We start from the raw sequence: 23,477 nt of genomic DNA, 5'->3' as shown, positions 1-23,477 counted from the left end.
ATCTCGGTTTTGCCGTAGCCGACGTCGCCGCAGATCACCCGGTCCATCGGGATCGGCTTTTCCATGTCGGACTTGACCTCGGTGATCGCGGTGAGCTGATCGACCGTCTCGGTGTACCCAAACGCGTCTTCCATCTCGGCCTGCCAGGGGGAGTCGGGCCCGAACGCGTGCCCGGCGCTGGCCTGCCGCTTGGCGTACAGCGCCACCAGCTCGCCGGCGATCTCGCGCACCGCGCGGCGCGCCTTGGTCTTGGTGTTGGCCCAGTCGCTGCCGCCGAGCTTGCTCAGCGCCGGCGCCTGCCCGCCGACGTACCGCGAGAGCTGGTCCAGCGAATCCATGGGGACATACAGCTTGTCGGAGCCGCCCCCGCGCTTGCTGGACGCGTACTCGAGCACCAAGTACTCGCGGCGGGCGCCGCCGACGGTGCGCTCGACCATCTCCACGAACCGCCCGATGCCATGCTGATCGTGCACCACCAGATCACCGGCGTTCAGCGCCAACGGATCAACGGTGTTGCGCCGCTTGGCCGCCAACCGTTTGCCCTCGACGCCGGCGACGCGGCTGCCGGTCAGATCGGTCTCGGTGATCACCACCAACGTGGCGCCGGGGATGATGACGCCGTCGTGCAGCGGCCCCTTGAGCACGCCGACCACCCCGGGCTTGGGCGCGGCACCCGATTCCAGCATGGCGGCCGGGGTGTCGCATTCGGCCAGCCGCTCCACCACGCGGTGCGCGGTCCCGGCGCCGGGCGCGACGACGACCGCGTAGCCGCCGGTGGCGACGTGCGCGCGCAGCATCGCGAAGATCCCGTCGATGTCGTGTTGATGCCCGCGCGCCGACGGCGCCGCCCGGATATCGAGCTCCACGGCCGACTCGTCGGACAATTGGCTCAACGTCCACCACGGATGCCCGCCCTTGGCGGCCGCGGCCCGCACGTCGTCCAGCTCGGCGAATCCCGATCCGCCGAATTGCGCGACGTCGACTGGAGCGTCGGTGCCCATGGCCGCCGCCGACCACGAGGCTTCGAGGAATTCGCTACCGGTCTTGATCAGATCGGCGGCGCGGGTGCGGATCTTTTCCGGATCGCACAGCAATATCGGTGTGCCGTGCGCCAATTGGTCGGTCAGCAGCACGTGTGCCCCGTCTGCCCCGTCTTCCGTGGGCTGCAGCACCGAGTGCAGCGCCTCCATGCCGTCAACCGCGATGCCTTCGGCGAGTTTGGCCAGCATGTCGGTGACGCTGCCGGTGATGGCCGGCTCGGTCGGCGGCCGCCCGCCGGCCAACTGCACCGACAGCTCGGCGGCCCGCTCCCGCACCTGCTCGGTCAGCAGCAGTTCGCGGCAGGCCACCGCGATCAGGGTGTCGACCTCGATCTCCGAAATCGAACGCTGATCGGCGACGGAGAACATCCGCATCTCGCTGACCTCGTCACCCCAGAACTCGATGCGCACCGGGTGCTCGGCGGTGGGCGGAAAGACGTCGAGAATTCCACCGCGCACGGCGAACTCGCCGCGCCGGCCCACCATGTCGACCCGGGTGTAGGCCAGCTCGACCAGCCGGGCGATCACACCCTCGAATTCGACTTCGGCACCGACGCTCAACGTGACCGGCTCGACCAGGCCCAGCTGCGGCGTCATCGGCTGCAGCAGCGAGCGGGCCGCGGTCACCACCAGCCGAAGGGGTGGACCCAGGCGAGCGTCGTGGGGATGGGCCAGCCGGCGCAGCACCGTCAGCCGGGCGCCGACGGTGTCGACGCCGGGCGAGAGTCGCTCGTGCGGCAGCGTCTCCCAGGACGGGAAGACCGCCACGGCGTCGCCGAAGACTCCGCGCAGCTCGGCGCTCAGGTCGTCGGCTTCGCGCCCGGTCGCGGTGACTACCAGCAAAGGGCCCAACCGCGCCAGCGCGCTGGCGACGAACAGCCGTGCGCTGGCTGGACCCACCAGGCTCAATTCGGCCGGCGACGCGGCCGCGCTGTCGATCAGCTGCTGGAAGGTCGGCGCGGTGAGCGCCAATTCAACGAGCCCCGCGATCGGGGTTTCTGGGCGAGCAGCCCCCGGTGCGGTCATGATGAATTCCATTCTAGGGGGCTGCCGGACATGCCGAACCGCGTCAATATCGGGGTCGGCGTCGTCAAGGGATCGTCAAGAAGAGCCCCACCCGATTACCGGCGGGCGCACGTTGGATTCATGACATTGCTGGACATTCTGCCGTCACTTGGTCACGCGGCTCCCCCGCGGTTCGATCCCGCGACCTGGCCCATCACCGCCCACCCCGACGAGGAGGGCAGGCTGTGCGTCGGCGGCGTAGCACTGGCCGACATCGCCGACGAGTTCGACACCCCGGCCTATGTCATCGACGAAACCGACTTTCGGCATCGCGCCCGCCGCTACCGCAAGGCACTGCGCGCGGCCGGAAATACAGAGGTGGTTTACGCCGGAAAGTCACTGCTGAGCACCGCCGTGGCCCGCTGGGCCCGCGAAGAGGGCCTCGGCATCGACGTGTGCTCGACCGGTGAGCTGGCGACGGCCCTTGCCGGTGGAGTCGACCCGGCACGCATCGTCATGCACGGGAACGCCAAATCACCCGAGGAGCTGCGCGAAGCCGTGCGCGTCGGGGTCGGCCGCATCGTGCTGGATTCCCGCATGGAGATCGCCTACCTCGCGGGGTTGGCGCGGCGTCGCCAACCGGTGCTCATCCGGGTGACACCCGACATCGACATCCATGGACATCGCGCCGTCACCACGGGTGTCAGCGACCAGAAGTTCGGCTTCACCCTCGCCGGTGACCACGCCGCCGACGCCGTGCGGCGCGTGCTGGCGCACCCCATCCTCGACCTCGTCGGCCTGCACTGCCATATCGGCTCACAGGTCAGCGACCCCGCCCTGTACGGCGAGGCGATTCGCCGGATGGTCGCCGCGATGGCCGACATCCGGGCCCGGCACGGCGTCATCCTCACCGAACTGAATATCGGTGGCGGTCATGCGATCCCGTACGTCCCCGGCGATCGGGAGCTGGATCTCGACGCGCTGGCCGCGGTCATCGAGAACGCCCTCGACGAGGCCTGCGCCGCCGAGCGGTTCCCCCGCCCCCAGATCGTGGTGGAGCCGGGCCGGGCCATCAGCGGCCGCGCCGGTGTGACGCTGTATCGGGTGCGCTCGGTCAAGACCCAATTCGGGGGTCGCACCTTCGTCGCCGTCGACGGCGGGATGAGCGACAACCCGCGGGTGTCGTTGTACGACGCGCGATATGCCGTCGCGCTGGCCAACCGGCATCCGCTGGGCCTCAAGCAGCACGTCACCGTGGCCGGCAGGCACTGCGAAGCCGGAGACGAGATCGCCCGCGATATCGAGCTGCCGGCGGATCTGCGCCCCGGCGACCTGCTGGCCGTGGCCTGCACCGGCGCCTACCACCACAGCATGGCGTCCAACTACAACATGGTCGGCCGACCCTCGCTGGTGGCCGTCAAAGACGGCCGGGCCCGCGAACTGGTTCGCCGCGAGACCGTCGCCGATCTGCTGGCCCGCGACTGCGGTTAACACGCCCGGCGGGTTGGGTCGCCGAAGCCAGAGCCGGCTATTCGTCCTGCAGGCGGGGGTCGGCCTCCAAGCCGATCAGCCCGTTCCACATGAGGTTGACCAGGTGCGCGGCCACCACTTCTTTCTTGGGCTCCCGCGTATCGAGCCACCACTGCGCCGTCATCGACACCGAACCCACCAGCGCCTGGGCGTACAGCGGCGCCAGCCCGGGATCGAGGCCGCGACGGGAGAAGTCACCGGCCAGGATGGAGCTGACCTGGTTGACGGCGTCGTTGAGCAGGCTGGAGTAGGTGCCCGAGCTGATCGCGGCCGGCGAGTCACGGATCATGATCCGGAAGCCGTCGGTGCGCTCCTCGACGTAGGTGAGCAGGGCCAGCGCCACCCGCTCGACCCGCACCCGGGACCGGTTGTTGGTCAGCGACGAGGTGATGCCGTCGAGCAACGCCGACATCTCCCGGTCGACGACCACGGCGTACAGCCCCTCTTTGCCGCCGAAATGCTCGTAGACGACCGGCTTGGACACGTTGGCACGCAGCGCGATCTCCTCGATCGACGTGCCTTCATATCCGCGTTCGGCGAACAGCGAACGGGCGATGCCGATGAGTTGTTGCCGGCGTTCGGTGCCGGTCATTCGCGCGCGCGGCGCCCGCACCTCTTTGTCGGGTTCCTTGTGCGTTTGGGGGTCCAGCACGGCCACGTCAATCAGCGTATCGGGCGGCGGGCGGTTCAGCGGCCGACAAGCGGCCCGCATCGTCATCCGACTAAAGTCTTCTTGGCGCGTGCGGCAATTGCGGCCACTCGCCATGAGTTAGCGATCCGTCGTGGTGTAATCGGCAGCACCTCTGATTTTGGTTCAGATAGTTCAGGTTCGAGTCCTGGCGACGGAGCTTGGCTCGTTGGGCCTTTGCCGCGAGAGTGCACAAAATGACACGCTTGACGGCGTGTCGTTGTACAGACACGCACGCTCGCGCCAGGAGGCCGAGGAGGCTTGATGACAATCCAAGGTGATACCGCGGTCCTGGTGCTGGCGGCCGGGCCCGGCACCCGGATGCGCTCGGACACCCCGAAGGTGCTGCACACCATCGGCGGGCGCAGCATGCTGTCCCATCTCCTGCACGCGATCGCCAAGGTGGCACCGCAGCACTTGGCCGTCGTCTTGGGCCACGATCACGAGCGCATCGCACCCCTGGTCGCCGACTGGGCCGACGCTCTGGGCCGCCCCATCGACGTGGTGCTGCAAGAACGGCCCCGGGGCACCGGCGACGCCGTCCTGTGCGGCCTGTCGGCGCTGCCCGACGATTACGCCGGGGTCGTCGTCGTCACCTCGGGCGACACCCCGCTGCTGGACGCCGACACCCTGGCCGACCTGATCGCCACCCACGGCGCGCCGGGGTCGGGTCAGGGGGCCGCGGTCACGGTGCTGACCACGACGGTGAGCGACCCCAGCGGCTACGGCCGCATCCTGCGCACCCAGGACAACGAGGTCACGGCGATCGTGGAGCACGCCGACGCCACCGCCTCGCAGCGCGAGATCCGGGAGGTCAACGCCGGCGTCTACGCGTTCGACACCGCGGCGCTGCGCTCGGCGCTGAACCGGTTGGGCTCCAACAACGCCCAACAGGAGCTTTATCTGACCGACGTCATCGCCATCCTGCGCGGCGACGGCCTGGCCATCGGCGCCCGCCACATCGACGACAGTGCGCTGGTGGCGGGCGTCAACAACCGGGTCCAGCTCGCGCAACTGGGCGCCGAACTCAACCGCCGGACCATCGCCGCCCACCAGATGGCGGGCGTCACCATCGTCGACCCCGCCACCACCTGGATCGACGTGGACGTCACGATCGGCCGCGACACGGTCATCCACCCGGGGACCCAGCTGCTGGGCCGCACCCAGCTCGGCGGGCATTGCGTCGTCGGTCCGGACACCACCCTGACCGACGTCAGCGTCGGCGACGGCGCCTCCGTGGTGCGAACCCACGGCACCTCGTCGTCCATCGGCGCCGGGGCCACCGTGGGCCCGTTCACCTACCTGCGGCCCGGCACCGTGCTGGGCGACGACGGCAAGCTGGGCGCGTTCGTCGAAACCAAGAACTCCACGATCGGCACCGGCTCCAAAGTGCCGCATCTGACCTACGTCGGGGATGCCGATATCGGCGAACACAGCAACATCGGCGCCTCCAGCGTGTTCGTCAATTACGACGGCGAATCCAAACGGCGCACCACGATCGGCTCCCACGTCCGCACCGGGTCGGACACCATGTTCGTGGCTCCGGTGACGGTGGGCGACGGCGCGTATACCGGCGCGGGCACGGTGGTGCGCAACGACGTCCCACCGGGAACGCTGGCGGTATCCGCAGGTCCACAACGCAATATCGAGGGCTGGGTGCACCGCAAGCGCCCCGGCAGTGCGGCCGCGCAGGCGGCCGAAGCCGCCGAGAAGGCCACCGGACAGGCCCCCGCGGCAGAAGCCGACCAGACACCGTGACGTCGGTAGCTGGCAACCCGGCCACATTTCCGTACGATTCGCCTCGTACGATGGGCACTCCCATTTCGCTCGAACGGCAAGGGCAGCACGGTGAGCCACGACTGGACCGATAACCGCAAAAACTTGATGCTCTTCTCCGGTCGCGCGCATCCGGAGCTGGCCGAGCAGGTGGCCAAAGAGCTCGACGTCCACGTCACCGCGCAGACCGCGCGCGAGTTCGCCAACGGCGAGATCTTCGTGCGGTTCCACGAATCCGTGCGCGGGTGTGACGCCTTCGTCCTGCAGTCGGCCCCGGCGCCGGTGAACAACTGGCTGATGGAACAGCTGATCATGATCGACGCGCTCAAGCGGGGCAGCGCCAAGCGGATCACCGCGGTCATGCCGTTCTACCCCTACGCCCGGCAGGACAAGAAGCACCGCGGCCGCGAGCCCATTTCGGCGCGCCTGGTCGCCGACCTGCTCAAAACCGCGGGCGCCGACCGGATCGTGACCGTCGACCTGCACACCGACCAGATCCAGGGCTTCTTCGACGGCCCCGTCGATCACATGCGTGGGCAGAACCTGCTGACCGGGTACATCCGGGACAACTACCCCGACGGCAACATGGTGGTCGTCTCCCCCGACTCCGGCCGGGTGCGCATCGCCGAGAAATGGGCCGACGCGCTGGGCGGTGTCCCGCTGGCCTTCATCCACAAGACCCGCGACCCGCGGGTGCCCAACCAGGTGGTGTCCAACCGCGTCGTCGGTGAAGTCGAGGGCCGCACCTGCGTGCTGATCGACGACATGATCGACACCGGCGGCACGATTGCGGGCGCGGTGAACCTGTTGCGCGAGGACGGCGCGGCCGACGTGGTGATCGCGGCGACCCACGGCGTGCTCTCGGATCCGGCCGCCGAGCGGCTGGCCGGCTGCGGCGCCCGGGAAGTGATCGTGACAAACACCCTGCCGATCGGCGAGGAGAAGCGTTTCCCGCAGCTGACGGTCCTGTCCATCGCGCCGCTGCTGGCCAGCACCATCCGTGCCGTATTCGAAAATGGCTCGGTCACAGGACTATTCGACGGGGACGCGTAAATGGCCGACGACGGAGTTATCTACCACAACCCCAAGTGCAGCACATCCCGCAAGACGCTGGACTTGTTGCGCGACAGCGGCTTTGAACCCAAGGTCGTCGAATACCTGAAAACCCCGCCATCACGCGGCGAACTGGTGAAGATGATCCGCGACGCCGGCATCGACGTGCGCACCGCGACGCGCAAGCGTGAGCCGCTCTATGACGAGCTCAATCTCGCCGACGCGACCGATGAGCAGCTGCTCGACGCCATGGTCGAACACCCCATCCTCATCGAGCGACCCTTTGTCGTCACACCGAAGGGCACTCGGCTGGCCCGTCCGATCGACGCGGTCCGCGAGATTCTGTGAATCGTTTCGGCAGCTGCGCGGCTACCGCTGCGATAGTTGCACTGACGGTGTCGGCTGTCGGGTGCGCCCCGAAACCTCCTGACTATCAATCGATCTTGTCGACCACACCGACGACCTCCACGACAACCCCGACGGCAAAGCCGGTCCCTCTGTCGCAGTATCTGCAAAGCATCGGAGTCACCGGACAGCCGGTGGCACCGGCAGACATGCCCGGTCTGACGGTCTCGATCCCGACGCCGCCGGGCTGGGCGCCGTTCACCAGTCCCAACATCACCCCGCAAACGCTGATCATCTCCAAGGGTGGCAAATTCCCGACGGCACGGCTGGTGGTGTTTCAGCTGAACGGAGACTTCGACCCGACCCAGGTCATCAAGCACGGCAACGACGATGCCCACCTGTTCGAGAACTTCAAACAGCTGGACGCCTCGGGCGCGCCATTCAACGGCTTCCCCTCGTCGATGATCCAGGGCAGCTACGACCTCGACGGCATGCGGCTGCACAGCTGGAACCGCATCGTCATGCCCACCGGGCCACCGCCCGCAAAAGTGCGGTATCTGGTGCAGCTGACCATCACCAGCCTGGCCAACCAGGCCGCCGCGGAGTCGACGGATATCGAGACGATCATCCACGGATTCGTCGTCGCCGCAAAGTAAGTAGCGCGAGCAGACGCCCGATGTCGGTACTGTTCAGCCATGACGAACTGGACCGCCGCAGATCTACCGTCGTTCGCCGAACGAACCGTCATCATCACCGGTGCCAATAGCGGGTTGGGCGCCGTGACCGCCCGCGAGCTGGCGCGACGAGGCGCCACGATCGTCATGGCCGTGCGCGACACCCGCAAGGGTGAGACCGCGGCACGGACCATGGCGGGTCAGGTCGAGGTGCGTGAGCTCGACCTGGCCGACCTGTCGTCGGTGCGCCGGTTCGCCGACGGGGTGGGCAAGGCCGACGTGCTGATCAACAACGCCGGCATCATGGCGGCCCCGTTCGCCCTGACGGCCGATGGCTTCGAGAGCCAGATCGGCACCAACCACCTGGGTCATTTTGCGCTCACCAACCTGTTGTTGCCCAAGCTCAGCGACCGGGTGGTCACGGTGTCGTCGATGGCGCACTGGCCGGGGACCATCAGCTTCGACGACCTGAACTGGCAGACGCGGCGGTACTCGCCGTGGCTGGCCTACAGCCAGTCCAAGCTCGCCAACCTGCTGTTCACCAGTGAGTTGCAGCGACGCCTGGCCGCGGCCGGATCCCCGCTGCGCGCGATCGCCGCCCACCCCGGCTACTCGCACACCAACCTGCAGGGCGCCTCGGGCCGCAAGCTGGGTGACGCGTTGATGTCGGCCGTCACCCGCGTGGTGGCCACCGATGCCGATTTCGGCGCCCGGCAAACCCTGTACGCGGCGTCCCAGGATTTGCCCGGCGACACCTTCGTGGGCCCGCGTTTCGGCTACCTCGGCCGCACCCAACCGGTCGGGCGCAGCCCGCGGGCCAAAGACGCCGCGACCGCGGCGGCGCTGTGGACGCTGTCCGAGCAGCTCACGAAGACGCAATTTCCCCTCTGAGGTGCACGTGCGTTAACCTGACCGGGCGTCACGGCGAGGGTGACTGGCTGGCCAGCACCGTTATCGACGGAGACCGACGAACTGTCGCGATCCTGGCCGTGCCCCGAACCACAGAGCACACAGGAGCGACACGATGGCTGCGAAAACACTCAACCAATTGAAGGTCACGGTGCGAGCCGAGACCGGCAAGGGTGCGTCCCGGCGAGCGCGCCGCGACGGCAAGATCCCGGCCGTCCTCTACGGCCACGGCGCCGATCCTCAGCACCTCGAACTGCCCGGCCATGATTTCGCGGCGGTGCTGCGGCATGCGGGCACCAACGCGGTGCTCACCCTCGACATCGAGGGCAAGGAGCAGCTGGCGCTGACCAAGGCGCTCGACATCCACCCCATTCGCCGCACCATTCAGCACGCCGACCTGCTGGTCGTGCGTCGCGGCGAAAAGGTCGTCGTCGAGGTCCGAGTCATCATCGAGGGCGACGCCGCGCCCGGCACCCTGGTGACCCAGGAAACCAGCACCATCGAGGTCGAGGCCGACGCCATGTCGATCCCCGAGCAGTTGACGGTGTCGGTCGAGGGCACCGAGCCCGGCACCCAGTTCACCGCCGGACAGGTCACCCTGCCCAAGGGTGTCAACCTGATCTCCGACCCGGAAATACTGGTGGTGAACGTGGTCAACGCGCCGACGGCCGAGGAGCTCGCCGAAGAGGGTGCGGGCGAGGTCACGGAGGTGGCCGCGGCGCCCGAGGGCGAAGCGGAAGAGGCCGGCGAAGAAGAGGCCGCCGAAACCGAGTCCGAGTAGACGGATCGCAACATGGCCGAGCCGTTGCTGGTTGTCGGCCTGGGCAATCCCGGAGACAACTATGCCCGCACCCGACACAATGTCGGGTTCATGGTCGCCGACCTGCTCGCGGCGCGGATGGGTTCGAAGTTCAAGGCGCACAAGCGTTCCGGGGCCGAGATCGTCAGCGGCCGCCTCGTTGGGCGCTCGGTGGTCCTGGCCAAGCCGCGCTGCTACATGAACGAATCCGGCCGCCAACTCGGCCCGTTGGCGAAGTTCTACTCGGTGACGACAGGCGATATCATCGTCATCCACGACGATCTCGACTTGGAGTTCGGCCGCATCCGGCTCAAGCTCGGCGGCGGCGAAGGTGGGCACAACGGACTGCGTTCGTTGGCTAATGCGTTGGGCAGCAAGGACTTTCAGCGGGTCCGCATCGGGATCGGCCGTCCACCGGGGCGGAAGGACCCGGCGGCGTTCGTGCTGGAGAACTTCAGCGCCGTCGAGCGCGCCGAAGTCCCCACCATCTGCGAGCAGGCCGCCGACGCCACCGAGTTGCTGATCGAACTGGGGTTAGAACCCGCGCAGAACCGCGTCCACGCCTGGTAGACGCGGCAAACCCTAGGTGACCAGGGTGACCGAGTTGGAGCGCCGCAACTTGCCCGACGGCGTCTTGGGAATGGTCCCCGGACCGAGCACCACCACGTTGCGCGGCCGCACGTCGACCTCGGCCACCACCTCGCGGGCGACCTGGTGCTCGATGCGACGCACCTCGGTCTGGTCTTGGAAGGCGTTGGACTCCACGGCGACGGCGAACGTCTCGCGAGAATGGCCGGCGTCCAGGCGCACCGCCACGGCGCAGCCGGGCCGCACCCCCTCGACGCGGCAGGCGGCCCGCTCGATATCTGTCGGATAGATGTTGCGGCCCGCCATGATGATGACGTCCTTGACGCGGCCGCACACCACCACGTGGCCCTCGTCGGTCAGGTAGCCGAGGTCACCGGTGTCGTACCAGCCGTTGTCGTCCTGGGCTGAGATGAAACCGCCCATGGTCAGGTAGCCGGGCGTCAGCGACTCGCCGCGCAGCTCGATGACGCCGACCCCGCGGGGCGGCATCAAGTCGCCGTTCTCGTCGATGATGCGCGCCTCGAGGTCGGTCAGCAGCGGACCAAGCGTGGCCAGCCTGCGGGTGTTTCCCTTGGTGGCCGGTACGGCGCGGCGCAGGGCGGCCAGCAGGTCGGCGTCGACCTCGTCGACGACCAGACCGGCGTTGCACTCCGAGAACGACACGGCCAGCGTGGTTTCGGCCATGCCGTAGGCCGGCAGGATCGCCGAGGTCTTCAGGCCGAACGGCTTGCCGGCGTCGAGCAGGTCCTCGACGTCGGCGGGTTCGACGGGCTCGGCGCCCGACAGCGCGAAGCGCAGCGTCGAGAGGTCGAAATCGCCGGCCTTGGCCTGCCGGCGCAGCCGCTTGGCCAGCAGCGCGTAGGCGAAGTTGGGCGCCGCGGTCATGGTGCCCCGGTACTTGTCGATGAGCTTGGCCCACAGCAGCGTGTCGCGCAGGAAGTCCATCGGGGTGACCTTGACCAGCTCGGCACCGAAGTACATCGGGATGGTGAGGAAGCCGACCATGCCCATGTCGTGGAAACAGGGCAGCCAGCTCACCATGACGTCCTTGTCGACGTCGTACTGGGCGCCGATGAACATCGCCTCGGCGTTGGAGTAGATGTTGCGGTGGGTGATCTGCACGGCTTTGGGGGATCCGGTCGAGCCGGACGTCAGCTGCATCAGCGCCAGCGCGTCCTCGCCGACCTCGACGGGGTCGATCGGCTCCGCCGCGAGCAGGTCGGTGACGGTGACGACCTTGATGCCCTTCTCCTCGAGTACCGGGATGGCCACCAGGAACGGCTCGGAGACGATGACGGCCTTCGCCTCGATCATGCCGATGACGTTCATGGTGTCCTCGGCCCACACGGCCAGGTCCGTGCGCGGCGTGGGCTGGTGCAGCATGGTCAGGCTGGCTCCGCGCATCCACAGGCCCTGCGCCGTCGGCGCGATCTCCACCGGGAAACCGGCGAGCACGCCGACCGCGTCGCCGGGCCCGATGCCTGCGGCGGCCAGGCCACCCGCGATGCGGCGAGCACGCTCGTGGACCTCGCCCCAGGTGTGGCGGACGGGCTCGTGGGGTTCACCGGTGACCATGCCCGTTGTCGCGCACCGGGCATTGCGGTACATCTTCTCGGTAAACCTGCTCACAAAAGCCTCCTCGGTTCCAGCGCTCGTCCCAAAGCCCGAGATCTCATATTCGCCCGCTCGGTGACACTTCGCCCCAGGCACGCAAACACGGTTGGGCGGCGGTTAGGTCTCGGATCGGTGATGCGTGCCCGCCCGCCGCAAACCGCCGGCGTTCGGTCCCTCGATAAGCGCGAAACGGGCCCGACAAACCTTGTCGGGCCGGATGCATTAATCGTCCGCCGGAACGCCCGGCGGACGATGGAATTAAGTGATCCTGCTCAGCGCTTCCCGTCACCGCGCATTATCTTAAACTCCTCTTAGGGAAGCGCCAAACCAATGCGCCAATTGGGGCAATCTTCACACCTCGGAGGGCGCCGGGACCACGCGCGCGCCGACCACCGGCCCGGTGGCGACCCGCACCGTGCGGCACACCCCCGCCCCGGACACCTCGGCGCCCACGTCGACCGCCGCGGCCGCCGAGGCGCACAGGAAGGCACACGTCGGGCCCGAACCGGACACGATGCCCGCCAGGGCACCGGCGTCCACGCCGGCGCGCAACGTGCGCCGCAGACCGGGGTTCAGGCTCACCGCGGCCGCCTGCATCTCGTTGCCCAGAAGCGGCGCCAGCTGCTCGGCATCGCCGGCGGCCAGGGCGGCCAGCACCGGCCCGGGTGCGGGCAGCCGCGGCGGATCGCCCGCCTCCCGGAGCCGGTCCAGCTCGGCGAAGACGGCCGGCGTCAGCAGCTCGCTGTCGGCGAACGCCAACACCCAGTGGAAGGTGTTGCGCGACAACACCGTCGCCAACTCCTCGCCGCGCCCGGTGCCCAACGCGGTGCCCCCATGCAGCGCGAACGGCACGTCGCTGCCCAGCCGCGCGGCAAGCATGCGCAGGTCGCGGCGGGGCACGTTGAGTTCCCACAGTGAGTTCATCGCGACCAGCACCGCCGCCGCATCGGCACTGCCACCGCCCATGCCGCCGGCCACCGGTATCGATTTGTCGATCATGATCGACACATCCGGTGCCCGGCCGACGTGTTCGGCCATCAGCTCGGCGGCCTGCCAGGCGAGGTTGCGTTCATCGGTGGGCAGTTTGTCGGCGCCCTCGCCGACGATCTCGAGCGAGAGCACATCGGCATTGCGGACCGTCAGCTCGTCGAGCAGCGAGACGGCCTGGAATATCGTCGTCAGCTCGTGATAGCCGTCCTCGCGGCGGTCACCGACCGCCAGGTAGAGGTTGACTTTTCCGGGCACCCGCACGGTGACCGACCCGGTGGGCACCCACTGCGCCGCAGTATTGCCGTCAGACATTCTCAGCCACCGCAGCAGACTATCGCTGGTGCGGGCCAACCACACGTAGCGGCGCCCGGGCGTCCCGCCGTCAGCCGGCGGAGGCCGAGTGTGGGTTCGTCCCGGCGGTGCTGTGAGCCCGATCGGAGGACCGCTGCAACAACCGCACGAAGTCGTCGATGGAGAGCGTCTCACCGCGACGGGCGGGGTCGATGCTGGCGGCCAGCAACCGATCCGCCGACTCGTTGCCCGAGCCGGCCCAGTCCACGAACGCGTTGCGACAGGTCTTGCGGCGCTGACCGAAGGCGATGTCCACCAGCTTGAACACCTGCCGGCGGAAAGCCTCGTCGGTGGGCCACGGCGAGGTGGCGTGTCGATCGATGCGAACCAACCCTGAATACACCCGGGGAATCGGCCAGAAGACGGTCGGCGACACCATGCCGCACCGGCGAACCCGGCCGAAGAAGCGAACCTTCACGCTGGGGACGCCGTACTCCTTGCCACCGGGTTCGGCGGCCAGACGTTCGGCCACCTCGGCCTGCACCATGACCGTCACGGTCCGAATGGATGGAAACTCGGCGAGCAGGTGCAACAGCGCCGGCACCGCGATGTTGTAGGGCAGGTTCGCGACCAGGGCGGTCGGCTGCATGGCCAGCTCGTCCCGGCGAAGGGTCAACACATCGCGGTTGAGCACGGTCAGGCGCTGGATTTCGCTGTGTGAGCGCTCGGCGACGGTGTGTGGCAGCCGTTCGGCCAGCACCGGATCGATTTCAACGGCGGTGACGGTGGCGCCGCGGTCGAGCAATGCCAGCGTCAACGAACCGAGGCCGGGACCGACTTCCAGGACATGGTCAGACCGACCGACTCCGGAGGTCGACACCACCCGGCGCACCGTGTTGGCGTCGTGGACGAAATTCTGGCCGAGCGATTTCCGTGGCCGAAATTCGAGTTCTTTGGCCAGCCGCCTGATCTCGGTGCGCCCGAGTAGCCGGATGGTCAGCGCGCACCAGCTCTTCCGCTGCACACTGGCCACGCGCCCCAACCCTGGCGCTCGCGGGTCACCTCGGCGACGGTGATCTGCTCCTCGCGGGTGGCGAGGTCGGCGCGGGAGGCGAACCGCAACCCGCCGTTGCGCTCCCACGTGCCCTGATCGAACTGCACACCGCCGTAATACCCGTTACCGGTGTTGATCGCCCAGTTTCCGCCGGCCTCGCAGCCCGCGATCGCATCCCAGATGGAGCCGTCGCTGATCGCGGGCACATCGGTGCCGGGCTTGGTGCCGACGCGGACCACCGATTCACGGGCGGGCGTGATCACCGTGTTGGCGATCGGCAGCCGGCCGGTCTCGACTCCGTTGACGGTCGCCACCGAAAAGGTGACATCCTGCGTGCCCGGGCTACCCGGATCCTCGACCACCTGGCGGCTCATGTTCATCTCGGGATCTTCGATCCGACGCGCGTTGGGCGACAACGGGATCCGCTCGGTGACCTGCTGGATCCGGTTACGGGTCACCTGGAGTTCCATTCCGTCGCTGATCGGCATCGTCGCGGCGGGCACCACCTGGTCGCTCTCGAGCAGTGGGGCGCCGGCGGCGCTCAGCAAGCCGGCGACATTCGGGGCGGCCAGACGCACCGTGCGGACGGCACCGCCGTCGTTGATGCGGACCGTCTTGGCGCTGACGACGGGCAGCGCCATCCCGGCCAGCGGAACGCGGCTGCCGCGGTTGGCCGCTGCCGGGGCGGTGTCGGTCATCGCCAGCTGGGCCAGCGCCTCGTCCACGGTGGACGCCGTGGTCCACACCTGCTTGGTGTCGTGGCCGTCCAGTGAGATCTGCAACGGGCGGCTGCGCCGCAACACGATCTTGCCCGCATCGTGAACCGCGACATCGGCGGCGGGATAGAGGTCGTCACGGTCGTCGATGACGAAGCCGTTCTCCTCGACGACGTCGATGACACGGGATTTCATGGTGGTCACCTGCATGGCGACGCCGTCGACGGTCAACGTCACCGTCTTGCACACCGAGATCGCATATCCGCCCGCGAATGCCAGGACTACCAGCAGCCCTCCAACCACGAGACGCAACATCGGCGAAGGATTCTGATGAAGTTTTGTCAATACACTCAACGCGCGCTACCCAACCCTCAACGACCACTCATTCAGCAGCAGGTCACAAATTAAGGGCCCGTAGGCCCAACCGTTCGATCACAAGACGGTAACGAACTGGCCACTATTGGGCAACTCTGACGCGGCGATGATCACAAGAATCGCGCGGTCCGTCGCCTCACTGAGCGGCCAATCCGTACACCCGTCGGGCATTGCTCGTCGTGACCTGAGCCAGCTCTTCCGGGCGACGATCCACCAGTTCGGCGATCGCCCGAACAGTATAAGGAAGGCAATAGGGCTCATTCGCCCTCCCCCGATAAGGATGCGGCGTCAAAAATGGCGCATCGGTTTCGACCAGCAGCTGCTCCGGCGGTATCAACGGGACGGCCTCGCGCAGGGCGCGCGCGTTGCGAAAGCTGACCGTGCCGGAAAGACTCAGCAGCCATCCGGCGTCCACGCAGCGCCGCGCCATGGTGGCGTCCGAGGAAAAGCAGTGGAAGATCACGATGTCCGGGGCGCCCTCGGCCGCCAGCACGTCGAGCACCTCGGCGTCGGCCTCCCGATTGTGGATCATCAGCGGTTTCCCCGACCGCTTCGCCAGGTCGATGTGCCAGGCGAAGGCCTCCCGCTGCACGACCGGCTCGGCGCAGCCGTCCAGCCGCCCGGGCCAGTACATGTCCATGCCGGTCTCGCCGACCGCCACCACCCGGGGGTGGGCCACCAGTTGCTCGATCTCGGCGCGGGCGGCATCGGTGAGCGCGTCGGCGCGGGTCGGGTGCAGCGCCGTCGCGGCATAAACCCGCGGGTCCCACTCGGCGGCGCGGGTGACCCAGCGGACCGAGTCGAGATCGTCGGCGATGGTGACGACGGCGCCCACCCCGACCGCCGCGGCACGGTCGACGATGGCCCGCACCCCCTCGGGGTCGGTGGCGCCACACGCATCGAGGTGCGTGTGCGCGTCGACGAGCGGGCTCAACGGCTCGGGGGGCGGAGGCGGCTGGCGTTTGGAACCCACGCGCACACAATAGGGTGAATTGCGATGAGGCCGTATTACGTCACCACCGCAATCACCTACCCCAATGGCGATCCGCACATCGGGCACGCGTACGAATACATCGCCACCGACGCGATCGCCCGGTTCAAACGGCTCGACGGGTTCGATGTGCGGTTTTTGACGGGCACGGACGAGCACGGCCTCAAGATGGTCGAGACGGCGGCGGCCGAGGGCATCGGTACGGCCGAGCTCGCCCGGCGCAATTCCGATGTGTTCCAGCGCCTGCAGGAGCGGTTGAACATCTCCTTCGACCGCTTCATCCGCACCACCGACCGCGACCACCACGAGGCATCCAAGGAGATCTGGCGCCGGATGGCGGCGGCCGGCGACATCTACCTGGACACCTACTCAGGCTGGTATTCGGTGCGCGACGAACGGTTCTTCGTCGAATCGGAAACCAGACTCCTCGATGACGGGACCCGGCTGGCCACCGAGACCGGTGCCCCGCTGACCTGGACCGAGGAGCAGACCTACTTCTTCCGGCTGTCGGCGTACACCGACAAGTTGCTGGCCCACTACGAGGCGAACCCGGACTTCATCGCGCCCGAGGTGCGACGCAACGAGGTCGTCAGCTTCGTCTCCGGCGGCCTGCGTGATCTGTCCATCTCGCGCACCTCGTTCGACTGGGGCGTCCACGTGCCCGAGCATCCCGATCACGTGATGTACGTCTGGGTCGACGCGCTGACCAACTACCTGACCGGCGTCGGCTACCCGGACACCGAGTCGGAGATTTTCCGCCGCTATTGGCCGGCCGACCTACACATGATCGGCAAGGACATCATCCGGTTTCACACCGTGTACTGGCCGGCGTTTTTGATGTCGGCCGGAATCGAGCTGCCGCGAAGGGTTTTCGCGCACGGGTTTCTGCTCAACCGCGGCGAGAAGATGAGCAAGTCGGTGGGCAACGTCGTCGATCCGGTCGCCTTGATCGAGGAGTTCGGGGTGGATCAGGTGCGCTATTTCCTATTGCGGGAAGTTCCGTTCGGTCAGGACGGCAGCTTCAGTGAAGAGGCCATCGTCACCCGGATCAACACCGATCTGGCCAATGAGCTGGGCAACCTGGCCCAACGATCGCTGTCGATGATCGCGAAGAACCTGGGCGGGGTGCTGCCCGAACCCGGTGACTTCACCGCCGCCGACACCGACCTGCTGACGACGGCCGACGGTTTGCTGGATCGCGTCCGCGCCGGTTTCGAGTCGCAGGCGATGCACTTGGCGCTGGAAGCGATCTGGCTGATGCTCGGCGAGGCCAACAGGTACTTCTCGGCGCAACAGCCGTGGGTCCTGCGTAAGAGCGAGTCGGAGGCGGATCAGAAGCGCTTCGCGACAGTGCTTTACACGACGTGCGAAGCGGTTCGCATTGCGGCGCTGTTGATTCAGCCGGTGATGCCCGATTCTGCGGGCACGCTACTGGATCTGCTCGGCCAAACGCCCGCCCAGCGCGCCTTTGACGCCATCGGCACGCGGTTGGCACCCGGCACGGCGCTGCCGGCGCCGACCGGCGTCTTCCCGCGCTACCAGGTCGACTAGCTGCTCGCGAGGCGAACGCGAACGGTGACCCGCCCGTCGGCGTCCCGGTGAGCGATGGCGTGCCCGGCCCGTTCCGCGCCGTCGAGGGTTAGCGTCACCGGAGCGCCGTCGCCGACGAAGTTGCGCCACCACGTCTTGGCGTCGGGCATATTCGCGGCGATCTCGATATCCTCGCCGCGGCAGCGGTAGACCACCGGAATCGAAAACGTCCGCCCCGAACGCCGACCCGTGTAGGTGACGAGCGTGATGCTGCGCCCGACGCGCGCGCCGAAGCGCGGCGAGGCCGCTATTGCCGCGACCGGCGCGTTCAGAAGCGGAGCCCCGCGCATCAGCAGGCGCCCGACGTTCTTGCCTATGGTCATTGTCCCTACATCCCTTCCGGTTCAGATCAGCAGAGCCAGGCACAATCCCGCGACTGCCAGGCCCTGCAAGGTGGCCCTGATCGTGATGACCTTGTCCCAATTACGTTGCAGCGCTTGAGCATCGGTTGGCACCTCGGGTCGGTCGACTCCGGCAACGAGTTGGCGATTAATCGGCGCGCTCACTCGCAGGTAAACCAGTAGCCACACCAGCAGCAGGACGACGGAGGTACCGGCCGCGCCGGCCTGCGCCCACCGACCTGACGCCGCGGCGAATACCGCGCTGATCGCCGCGGCCACCAAGCCGAGCACGCCGGGCACCGGCATCCGGCGGTCTCCGTAGCGGTGCATGTTGCCCATCACCGCGAGCAGGGCCCCCTCGTCGATCCGGGCCAACGCGGGCCGCTGCACCAGCGCGCAGAACACGTCGGTGCCATAGACCACCGCGGTGCCCAGCACCGCGATGACCGCGAACAACGTGGCGATCATGATGCGCACTCCTCGTCGACGGCAGTGTTAGCAACGCTAACCCCTGTGCGTCCGTGTGTCAATAGCTGCGCTATTTTGTATATCGACGCTAGCATCGTGGGATGGCCATCGAAGACCGCCGGGCACGCGAACGGGCCGCTCGTCGCCGACTGATCACCGCGACCGCGCGCAAGCTGGCCGAGGAAGAGGGTTGGGACGCCGTCACCACCCGTCGACTGTCCGCAGAGATCGAATACAGCCAACCGGTGCTCTACAAACACTTCGCGGGCATGGAGGACATCGCCGCGTCGGTCGCCCTGGAGGGATTCGGCGAACTCGCGGACGCGCTCCGCGCCGCGCGCCGAGGCGCCACCGACGGCCGGGACGCCCTGTCGCGGGTCGCCCGGGCCTTCATCGGGTTCGCCCGTGAAAATCCCGCACTGTTCGACGCGATGTTCACCCGCGCCACCACGCTGCCCTTCGCCGCCGCGGAAACCCCGGCCGAGCTGACGGCGGGATTCGCCGAACTGCGCGCGGCGGTGGACATGGTCGCCGGCCCGCGGGACCCCGACACGCTGACCGAGGTGGTGTGGGCCGCCCTGCACGGCCTGGTCACCCTCGACCGCAGCGCGCGGTTACGCCCAAACCATCACGCCGCCCGCGTCGACATCCTGGTCAGCGGGTTCTGCGACGCCGCCACACCGACGACCTGAGGCTGGCTATGCCGGCTCCTCGCACGCCTCCACGGCAGCGGAGTCCGAGGACCGAACCGCCAGTCAGAATCCCGGACAATTCGGTTGCGGATCAAGCGAGTTCAACGACACCGCCAAATCCGTCGGGCGAAGCCTCCAACATATTCTCTGCCATGGACCATAATCGGGCTGTGGACCGACGCCAGAACCGGCAACAGAGCCAATCGCCGATGATGACCTTGAAGGAGCTGCCCGCACTGGTGGTGCTGGAACGAATTCCGGTTCCGGTGCTGGCTATCGGGGACGACGGCAGTATCTTGTTTGCCAACACCGCATTTGCCGACATGATGGGCTACGAGCCGGACGAGGCCCTGTCGCTGCGATTCGAACAGATCTTCCATCAGGCCCCGGCTTCGGAATCATTGCTGGCGACCGTTCACGCTCTCGCGAACATGGTCGTCGAACTGGCGCACAAAGACGGTTCGGTGGTGCGCGCGATGATGAGCAAGTCCGCGGTGAGGCGGGTCGATGATCAGTTCGCCCTTGCCGCGTTCCAGGATCTGACCGAGCAGCTCTGGGAGGAAGCGCACTAGCGGGCTCTGATAGCCGCTGGAGCAGCCAGCTACGCAATATCCTTGACTCGCGGCACAAGTGTCGAACTCTATCGGCGCCGCCATGATTCGCGCCTGACGCGCCATACGATCACCCCTGCACCGACGATGGCCACAACGACCCAACCTGCGCCGAACCACCACAGCCAGTCGAGGTCCGAATGGCTTCCGGATCCCGCGCCGACCGTGCCGGCGGCCAACGGCGGATGATCGACGGTCACCGGGTCCTGTCCGGGCACCGACACTGCCGCAACGCCTTTGAGTCTTTGCCAGTGCTTGTTGTTGTCGCTCTTGAGCCACCTGATCAGTTCATCAAGCTGTCCGGGTGCTCCATTGGACGTCGCGATCAGCAGTGACCGGCCGCGGTTGAAAACCGTTTGAAGAGAGGCGAACCGCAGCACCGGGTCCAGCGTGAGCTTGGCTGGCTTGTCGCCGGGCCCGACGGCGTTGACGGTGATCGGACCGCTGGGCCCTGCCGACACCGGAAGCGCGACGTCGGAGATGTTCCACCCGTCGGCGGCAATCAGCAGTGCGGGATCGGACGAATCGATCGCTTGTTTCACACTCGTGACGCTGGTACTGATCGGGATCGAGCTCATTCGTTGCAGGCCTACCATGATGTCGAGCCCGCGCACAGTGTCAACCAACGAGTGCTCCGCGATTCCCACCTGGACGCGGGGCATCAGTGTCTGCGGGACCGATTGGAAACCGTCCGGCACCGGCGGGCCGGCGGTGCTGCTCGAAACGACGCTGTCGCCGTTGATGTTCAACGTGAGCAGCTGGTTCCCGGGGCCAGCGGTGTAGAAATCTCCGCAATGTCCGACGTTGCTCGCGACGTCGAGTACCAAATCAAGGTTGGTGTAGCGCTGCAGCAGCCGATCCGGGACGTCGACCCAGCGGTCGATGTTTCCACTGCCGTCGGTTGGCCAGTGGTCGACGGTCTCCGGACCGATTGTCACGGCGATCCGGCCACCGATATTGCCCGGAGTCGGGGTGTAAGAACCTTGCAGGTGCACCCGCACCGCGTGGACGGATCTGCCAAACCGGGTCTGGTCCAGCCCGATCGACACCCGCGGTTGCAGGGAAGTCGAGTTGGCGAATGACTGCCCCAGCTCCCGCAGCGTGGCGGTGTCGCCCGGTAGTTGGACTTTGGGCTTGGGTGATTCCACCGTGGCCTTGGATGACAGGGCCAGCTCCGACAGGTCGCTGAACAACAGAGCCGTGTCTGATTCGTCAGTTCGGTTGAGGGGTCCGGAGATCAACAGCCACGGCACACCCGAGGAGCCCTGCAGGGAAAGGCCGTTATCCGGTCCCTCCTTGATGACAACCTGGCGTTCCAGCGGTTGCGGCGGCACCGGCGGCGCCGTCTGTCCTTCCTGCAGCGCGACCACCACGATCTCGGGGGCCTGTTTGCCGTAGTGCGCGGCCGCGGAGGTGGCCAGTTGAATTGCGCTGTCCGACTCGGCTGTCGACGGCGATTGCGGCAGATATATCGTCAACTTCCGCAGCACCGGCGGTAGGAAGTGGGCGACGGTGGTGGGCGGCAGTTCGACCCCGGTGTAGCTGACCGACCCACTGGTCAGACGCAGCGGGCTCTCCTGATACAGGCAATAGCCGTCCAATGGCACCAGGTACGCATGCAGCGTCACCGTCAGCCAGTTGTCGGTCACGTCCGCTCCGGCCAAGGGGATGACGAGCGGCACCTGATCACCGGTGGGCAGGTTCAGCCTCGCGATCGTCCGTTCGCCCTGGGTTACGGTGATTAACCCGGACCGAAGATTGATCGGCAGTTCGGCGGTCACGTTCAGCGCCGTCGGGGTCAACCCGTGCAGTACCGGAAGGCTCAACTGCTGGTTGCTGGTCAGGCCCCAGAACTCCAAAGTGGGGGCGGATCCAAGGTCGGTCATCGACAACGTCGTCGTCGCAGTCGTCGTCGAGGTCGTCGAGTCCGTCGGGGCAGTCGGGTCGGCGGGCGCACCCCATGATGCCGGAGCACTGATCACCACGAAACCGACGACACCGGCCAGCGCAATTGCTCGGCCGAAAGATCTCCGGAACGTCACCGGAACAGTATGCATTGTTGAAAGCGCTTCAACCCCAATAACGGAAACGCCGTTGTGGCGACCGCGAAAAGCTATCGCACACCGCCTCTTCGAGATCCCGCCGGCGCCGATTACCCGGCCCGATCGCCATGAAGCGACGGCTCCGACCGAACGCTAATCGGTTTCCGGCGCCCCGGCGTCGTCGTGGTGAACGTTGGCCGCCGCGGTGTGGCGCATCACTTCGCGCCGCAGAAATTGCTGGAAGTAGGGCAGCGACGCTTCCGAGGCGATGCCGGGCAGCAGGAGCTCCCATATCTGATGCAACCGCGCGAAGGGGTCGCCGACGACGTCCCCGATTCTGCCGTGGCTGGATATCGCGGTCGCTATCAACCGGGTCCCGGATATGGTGCCGACGATCGACGCGCTGAGCACGTCGGCGTCGATGTCGCTCCGGAGGTCTCCTTCCTTGACTGCGCGACGCGCCTCCTGAGCGGTCTCCAGTACCAGGTTGGCGTAGAAGCGGGAAGCGGCCTCGTTGAATCCGCTTAACGCAGTGGCCAATTGCGCGGCCGCCCGGGCCATTTTGTCTGAGCCCAACACGTCGATGAGCGTGAAAGAGCCGTGCACGACGTTCTCCAGCCCCGGCGATGACGCCTTGCAGACGTTTCGATAGGCGCCCAGAAGCGTGTCGGACCCTTCTTCGATGATGTTCGAGGCCAACGATTCTTTGGAGTCAAAGTGGTGATAGAGGGCGCCTTTGGTCATTCCCGTCCGCTCGATGATCGTGCTCCATCCAGCGGCCGCGTACCCGACCTCGCCGAACACTTCGATCGCGGCGTCGAAAATTTTTCGCCGAGTGGCCTCAGACCGAACCTGGCGCGACATTGCCGCTGCACCTCCCGAGTCTCGTCGGATGTGCAGCTCGCGAGCCTTCGCTGTTACTGCAAGTCGACATCGTCGGAACTGGTGTTGGCGGCGAGCGCCGCACGCCGCCTGAGGAATTGGCGGAAATAGTCGATACGGTCCGGTTGCAGAATCCCGGTGAGCAGCAAGGACCAGCACTTCTCCAAGTCGAGCAGGAACCGCTCCGGCTCGTCCAGATTGCTGGTCTTTCGCAGTCCCATGTGCAGCGAGACCATCATGCGGCCGATGTCCTGCGGGTCGCACTGCTCATTGATGTCGCCCTCGGCCTTGGCTTGCTCCGCGACTTTGCCCAAGCTACTGATCCAGCGGTCGAACAACTTCGCCTGGCTCCCGTCGGGCAGGCCGACCGACTCCATCAGATTGAGTCCCGACCTGACGAGGTCCAACTTGAT

The 23,477-nt window shown here is 67.1% G+C and carries 22 protein-coding genes, 1 tRNA gene and 1 pseudogene; 12 read left to right on the top strand and 12 right to left on the bottom strand.

Annotated elements, in window-relative coordinates:
• A partial coding sequence (locus Q0W90_RS13550; protein WP_297774881.1) for a CarD family transcriptional regulator occupies positions 1-2,066 on the bottom strand: 2,066 nt, incomplete at its 3' end.
• 120 nt (positions 2,067-2,186) lie between these two features.
• Here Q0W90_RS13550 and lysA point away from each other — a divergent pair.
• On the top strand, positions 2,187-3,536 hold the full coding sequence (lysA, locus tag Q0W90_RS13545) for a diaminopimelate decarboxylase (RefSeq protein WP_297774880.1): 1,350 nt from the start codon (positions 2,187-2,189) through the stop codon (positions 3,534-3,536).
• A 37-nt stretch (positions 3,537-3,573) separates the two neighbouring features.
• Here lysA and Q0W90_RS13540 read toward each other — a convergent pair whose 3' ends face one another.
• Positions 3,574-4,167 (bottom strand): TetR/AcrR family transcriptional regulator, encoded by a 594-nt coding sequence (locus Q0W90_RS13540; RefSeq protein WP_008254212.1) that lies wholly within the window; start codon positions 4,165-4,167, stop codon positions 3,574-3,576.
• 184 nt (positions 4,168-4,351) lie between these two features.
• Here Q0W90_RS13540 and Q0W90_RS13535 point away from each other — a divergent pair.
• The 8 genes from Q0W90_RS13535 to pth all read left to right on the top strand — a co-directional run bounded on the left by Q0W90_RS13535 (position 4,352) and on the right by pth (position 10,389).
• Positions 4,352-4,423: transfer RNA gene (locus tag Q0W90_RS13535), tRNA-Gln, on the top strand.
• 104 nt (positions 4,424-4,527) lie between these two features.
• Positions 4,528-6,021 (top strand): bifunctional UDP-N-acetylglucosamine diphosphorylase/glucosamine-1-phosphate N-acetyltransferase GlmU, encoded by a 1,494-nt coding sequence (gene glmU, locus Q0W90_RS13530; RefSeq protein WP_297774879.1) that lies wholly within the window; start codon positions 4,528-4,530, stop codon positions 6,019-6,021.
• Between the two features lie 90 nt (positions 6,022-6,111).
• A complete protein-coding gene (locus Q0W90_RS13525) occupies positions 6,112-7,092 on the top strand; it encodes a ribose-phosphate diphosphokinase (RefSeq protein ID WP_293038483.1) in 981 nt (326 codons plus the stop codon).
• Complete coding sequence (arsC, locus tag Q0W90_RS13520) at positions 7,093-7,440, top strand: arsenate reductase (glutaredoxin) (protein WP_297774878.1); 348 nt, start codon at positions 7,093-7,095, stop codon at positions 7,438-7,440.
• Positions 7,437-8,093, top strand: coding sequence for an LpqN/LpqT family lipoprotein (locus tag Q0W90_RS13515; RefSeq protein WP_297594251.1), 657 nt, complete (start codon positions 7,437-7,439; stop codon positions 8,091-8,093). Before arsC ends, Q0W90_RS13515 begins: the two co-directional genes overlap by 4 nt.
• Positions 8,094-8,132: 39 nt before the next feature.
• Positions 8,133-9,002 carry an oxidoreductase gene (locus Q0W90_RS13510; RefSeq protein WP_297699952.1) on the top strand — a complete coding sequence of 290 codons (870 nt, stop codon included), beginning with the start codon at positions 8,133-8,135 and terminating at the stop codon, positions 9,000-9,002.
• Positions 9,003-9,135: 133 nt separating this feature from the next.
• The gene (locus Q0W90_RS13505; protein WP_297594255.1) at positions 9,136-9,801 is read left to right on the top strand and encodes a 50S ribosomal protein L25/general stress protein Ctc; all 666 of its coding nucleotides are present in this window, start codon (positions 9,136-9,138) and stop codon (positions 9,799-9,801) included.
• A gap of 12 nt (positions 9,802-9,813) precedes the next feature.
• A complete protein-coding gene (gene pth, locus Q0W90_RS13500; protein ID WP_297594257.1) occupies positions 9,814-10,389 on the top strand; it encodes an aminoacyl-tRNA hydrolase in 576 nt (191 codons plus the stop codon).
• A gap of 12 nt (positions 10,390-10,401) precedes the next feature.
• Here the strand turns inward: pth and Q0W90_RS13495 are convergent, their stop codons facing one another.
• From Q0W90_RS13495 to Q0W90_RS13475, 5 genes are all read right to left on the bottom strand, one after another.
• Entirely contained in the window at positions 10,402-12,036 is a 1,635-nt protein-coding gene (locus Q0W90_RS13495; RefSeq protein ID WP_297594259.1) for a fatty acyl-AMP ligase, read from the bottom strand.
• Between the two features lie 336 nt (positions 12,037-12,372).
• A complete protein-coding gene (locus Q0W90_RS13490; protein WP_297594326.1) occupies positions 12,373-13,329 on the bottom strand; it encodes a 4-(cytidine 5'-diphospho)-2-C-methyl-D-erythritol kinase in 957 nt (318 codons plus the stop codon).
• Between the two features lie 64 nt (positions 13,330-13,393).
• On the bottom strand, positions 13,394-14,335 hold the full coding sequence (gene rsmA / locus Q0W90_RS13485; protein WP_297699950.1) for a 16S rRNA (adenine(1518)-N(6)/adenine(1519)-N(6))-dimethyltransferase RsmA: 942 nt from the start codon (positions 14,333-14,335) through the stop codon (positions 13,394-13,396).
• Positions 14,299-15,426: a resuscitation-promoting factor gene (locus Q0W90_RS13480; protein ID WP_297594263.1), complete on the bottom strand. Its 1,128-nt coding sequence runs from the start codon at positions 15,424-15,426 to the stop codon at positions 14,299-14,301. The genes rsmA and Q0W90_RS13480 overlap by 37 nt, the downstream gene beginning before the upstream one ends.
• 157 nt (positions 15,427-15,583) lie before the next feature.
• Complete coding sequence (locus tag Q0W90_RS13475) at positions 15,584-16,426, bottom strand: TatD family hydrolase (protein WP_297774877.1); 843 nt, start codon at positions 16,424-16,426, stop codon at positions 15,584-15,586.
• Between the two features lie 18 nt (positions 16,427-16,444).
• Here Q0W90_RS13475 and metG point away from each other — a divergent pair, with 18 nt between their 5' ends.
• On the top strand, positions 16,445-17,989 hold the full coding sequence (gene metG, locus Q0W90_RS13470; RefSeq protein ID WP_297594268.1) for a methionine--tRNA ligase: 1,545 nt from the start codon (positions 16,445-16,447) through the stop codon (positions 17,987-17,989).
• Here metG and Q0W90_RS13465 read toward each other — a convergent pair.
• Complete coding sequence (locus Q0W90_RS13465) at positions 17,986-18,351, bottom strand: hypothetical protein (protein ID WP_297774876.1); 366 nt, start codon at positions 18,349-18,351, stop codon at positions 17,986-17,988. The two genes, metG and Q0W90_RS13465, sit on opposite strands and share 4 nt — an antisense overlap.
• Before the next feature lie 21 nt (positions 18,352-18,372).
• On the bottom strand, positions 18,373-18,846 hold the full coding sequence (locus tag Q0W90_RS13460) for a DUF1772 domain-containing protein (protein ID WP_297594272.1): 474 nt from the start codon (positions 18,844-18,846) through the stop codon (positions 18,373-18,375).
• A 92-nt stretch (positions 18,847-18,938) separates the two neighbouring features.
• On the opposite strand from Q0W90_RS13460, the gene Q0W90_RS13455 reads away from it, so the two are divergent.
• Both Q0W90_RS13455 and Q0W90_RS13450 read left to right on the top strand, forming a co-directional pair.
• On the top strand, positions 18,939-19,529 hold the full coding sequence (locus Q0W90_RS13455; RefSeq protein ID WP_297594274.1) for a TetR/AcrR family transcriptional regulator: 591 nt from the start codon (positions 18,939-18,941) through the stop codon (positions 19,527-19,529).
• A 209-nt stretch (positions 19,530-19,738) separates the two neighbouring features.
• Positions 19,739-20,101 (top strand): PAS domain-containing protein, encoded by a 363-nt coding sequence (locus tag Q0W90_RS13450; RefSeq protein ID WP_297594328.1) that lies wholly within the window; start codon positions 19,739-19,741, stop codon positions 20,099-20,101.
• 68 nt (positions 20,102-20,169) lie between these two features.
• Here the strand turns inward: Q0W90_RS13450 and Q0W90_RS13445 are convergent, their stop codons facing one another.
• From Q0W90_RS13445 to Q0W90_RS13435, 3 genes and pseudogenes are all read right to left on the bottom strand, one after another.
• Positions 20,170-22,197: a hypothetical protein gene (locus tag Q0W90_RS13445; protein WP_297594276.1), complete on the bottom strand. Its 2,028-nt coding sequence runs from the start codon at positions 22,195-22,197 to the stop codon at positions 20,170-20,172.
• Between the two features lie 138 nt (positions 22,198-22,335).
• Positions 22,336-23,046, bottom strand: coding sequence for a TetR/AcrR family transcriptional regulator (locus tag Q0W90_RS13440; RefSeq protein ID WP_297594278.1), 711 nt, complete (start codon positions 23,044-23,046; stop codon positions 22,336-22,338).
• 53 nt (positions 23,047-23,099) lie between these two features.
• Positions 23,100-23,477: pseudogene (locus Q0W90_RS13435) on the bottom strand (TetR/AcrR family transcriptional regulator); the annotation flags it as partial.

Origin of the sequence: Mycobacterium sp. (assembly GCF_025933915.1) — a bacterium.
GTDB lineage: Bacteria > Actinomycetota > Actinomycetes > Mycobacteriales > Mycobacteriaceae > Mycobacterium.
Note: the sequence above shows the minus strand (reverse complement) of the source record. Positions and strands in the feature narration are given on the sequence as shown.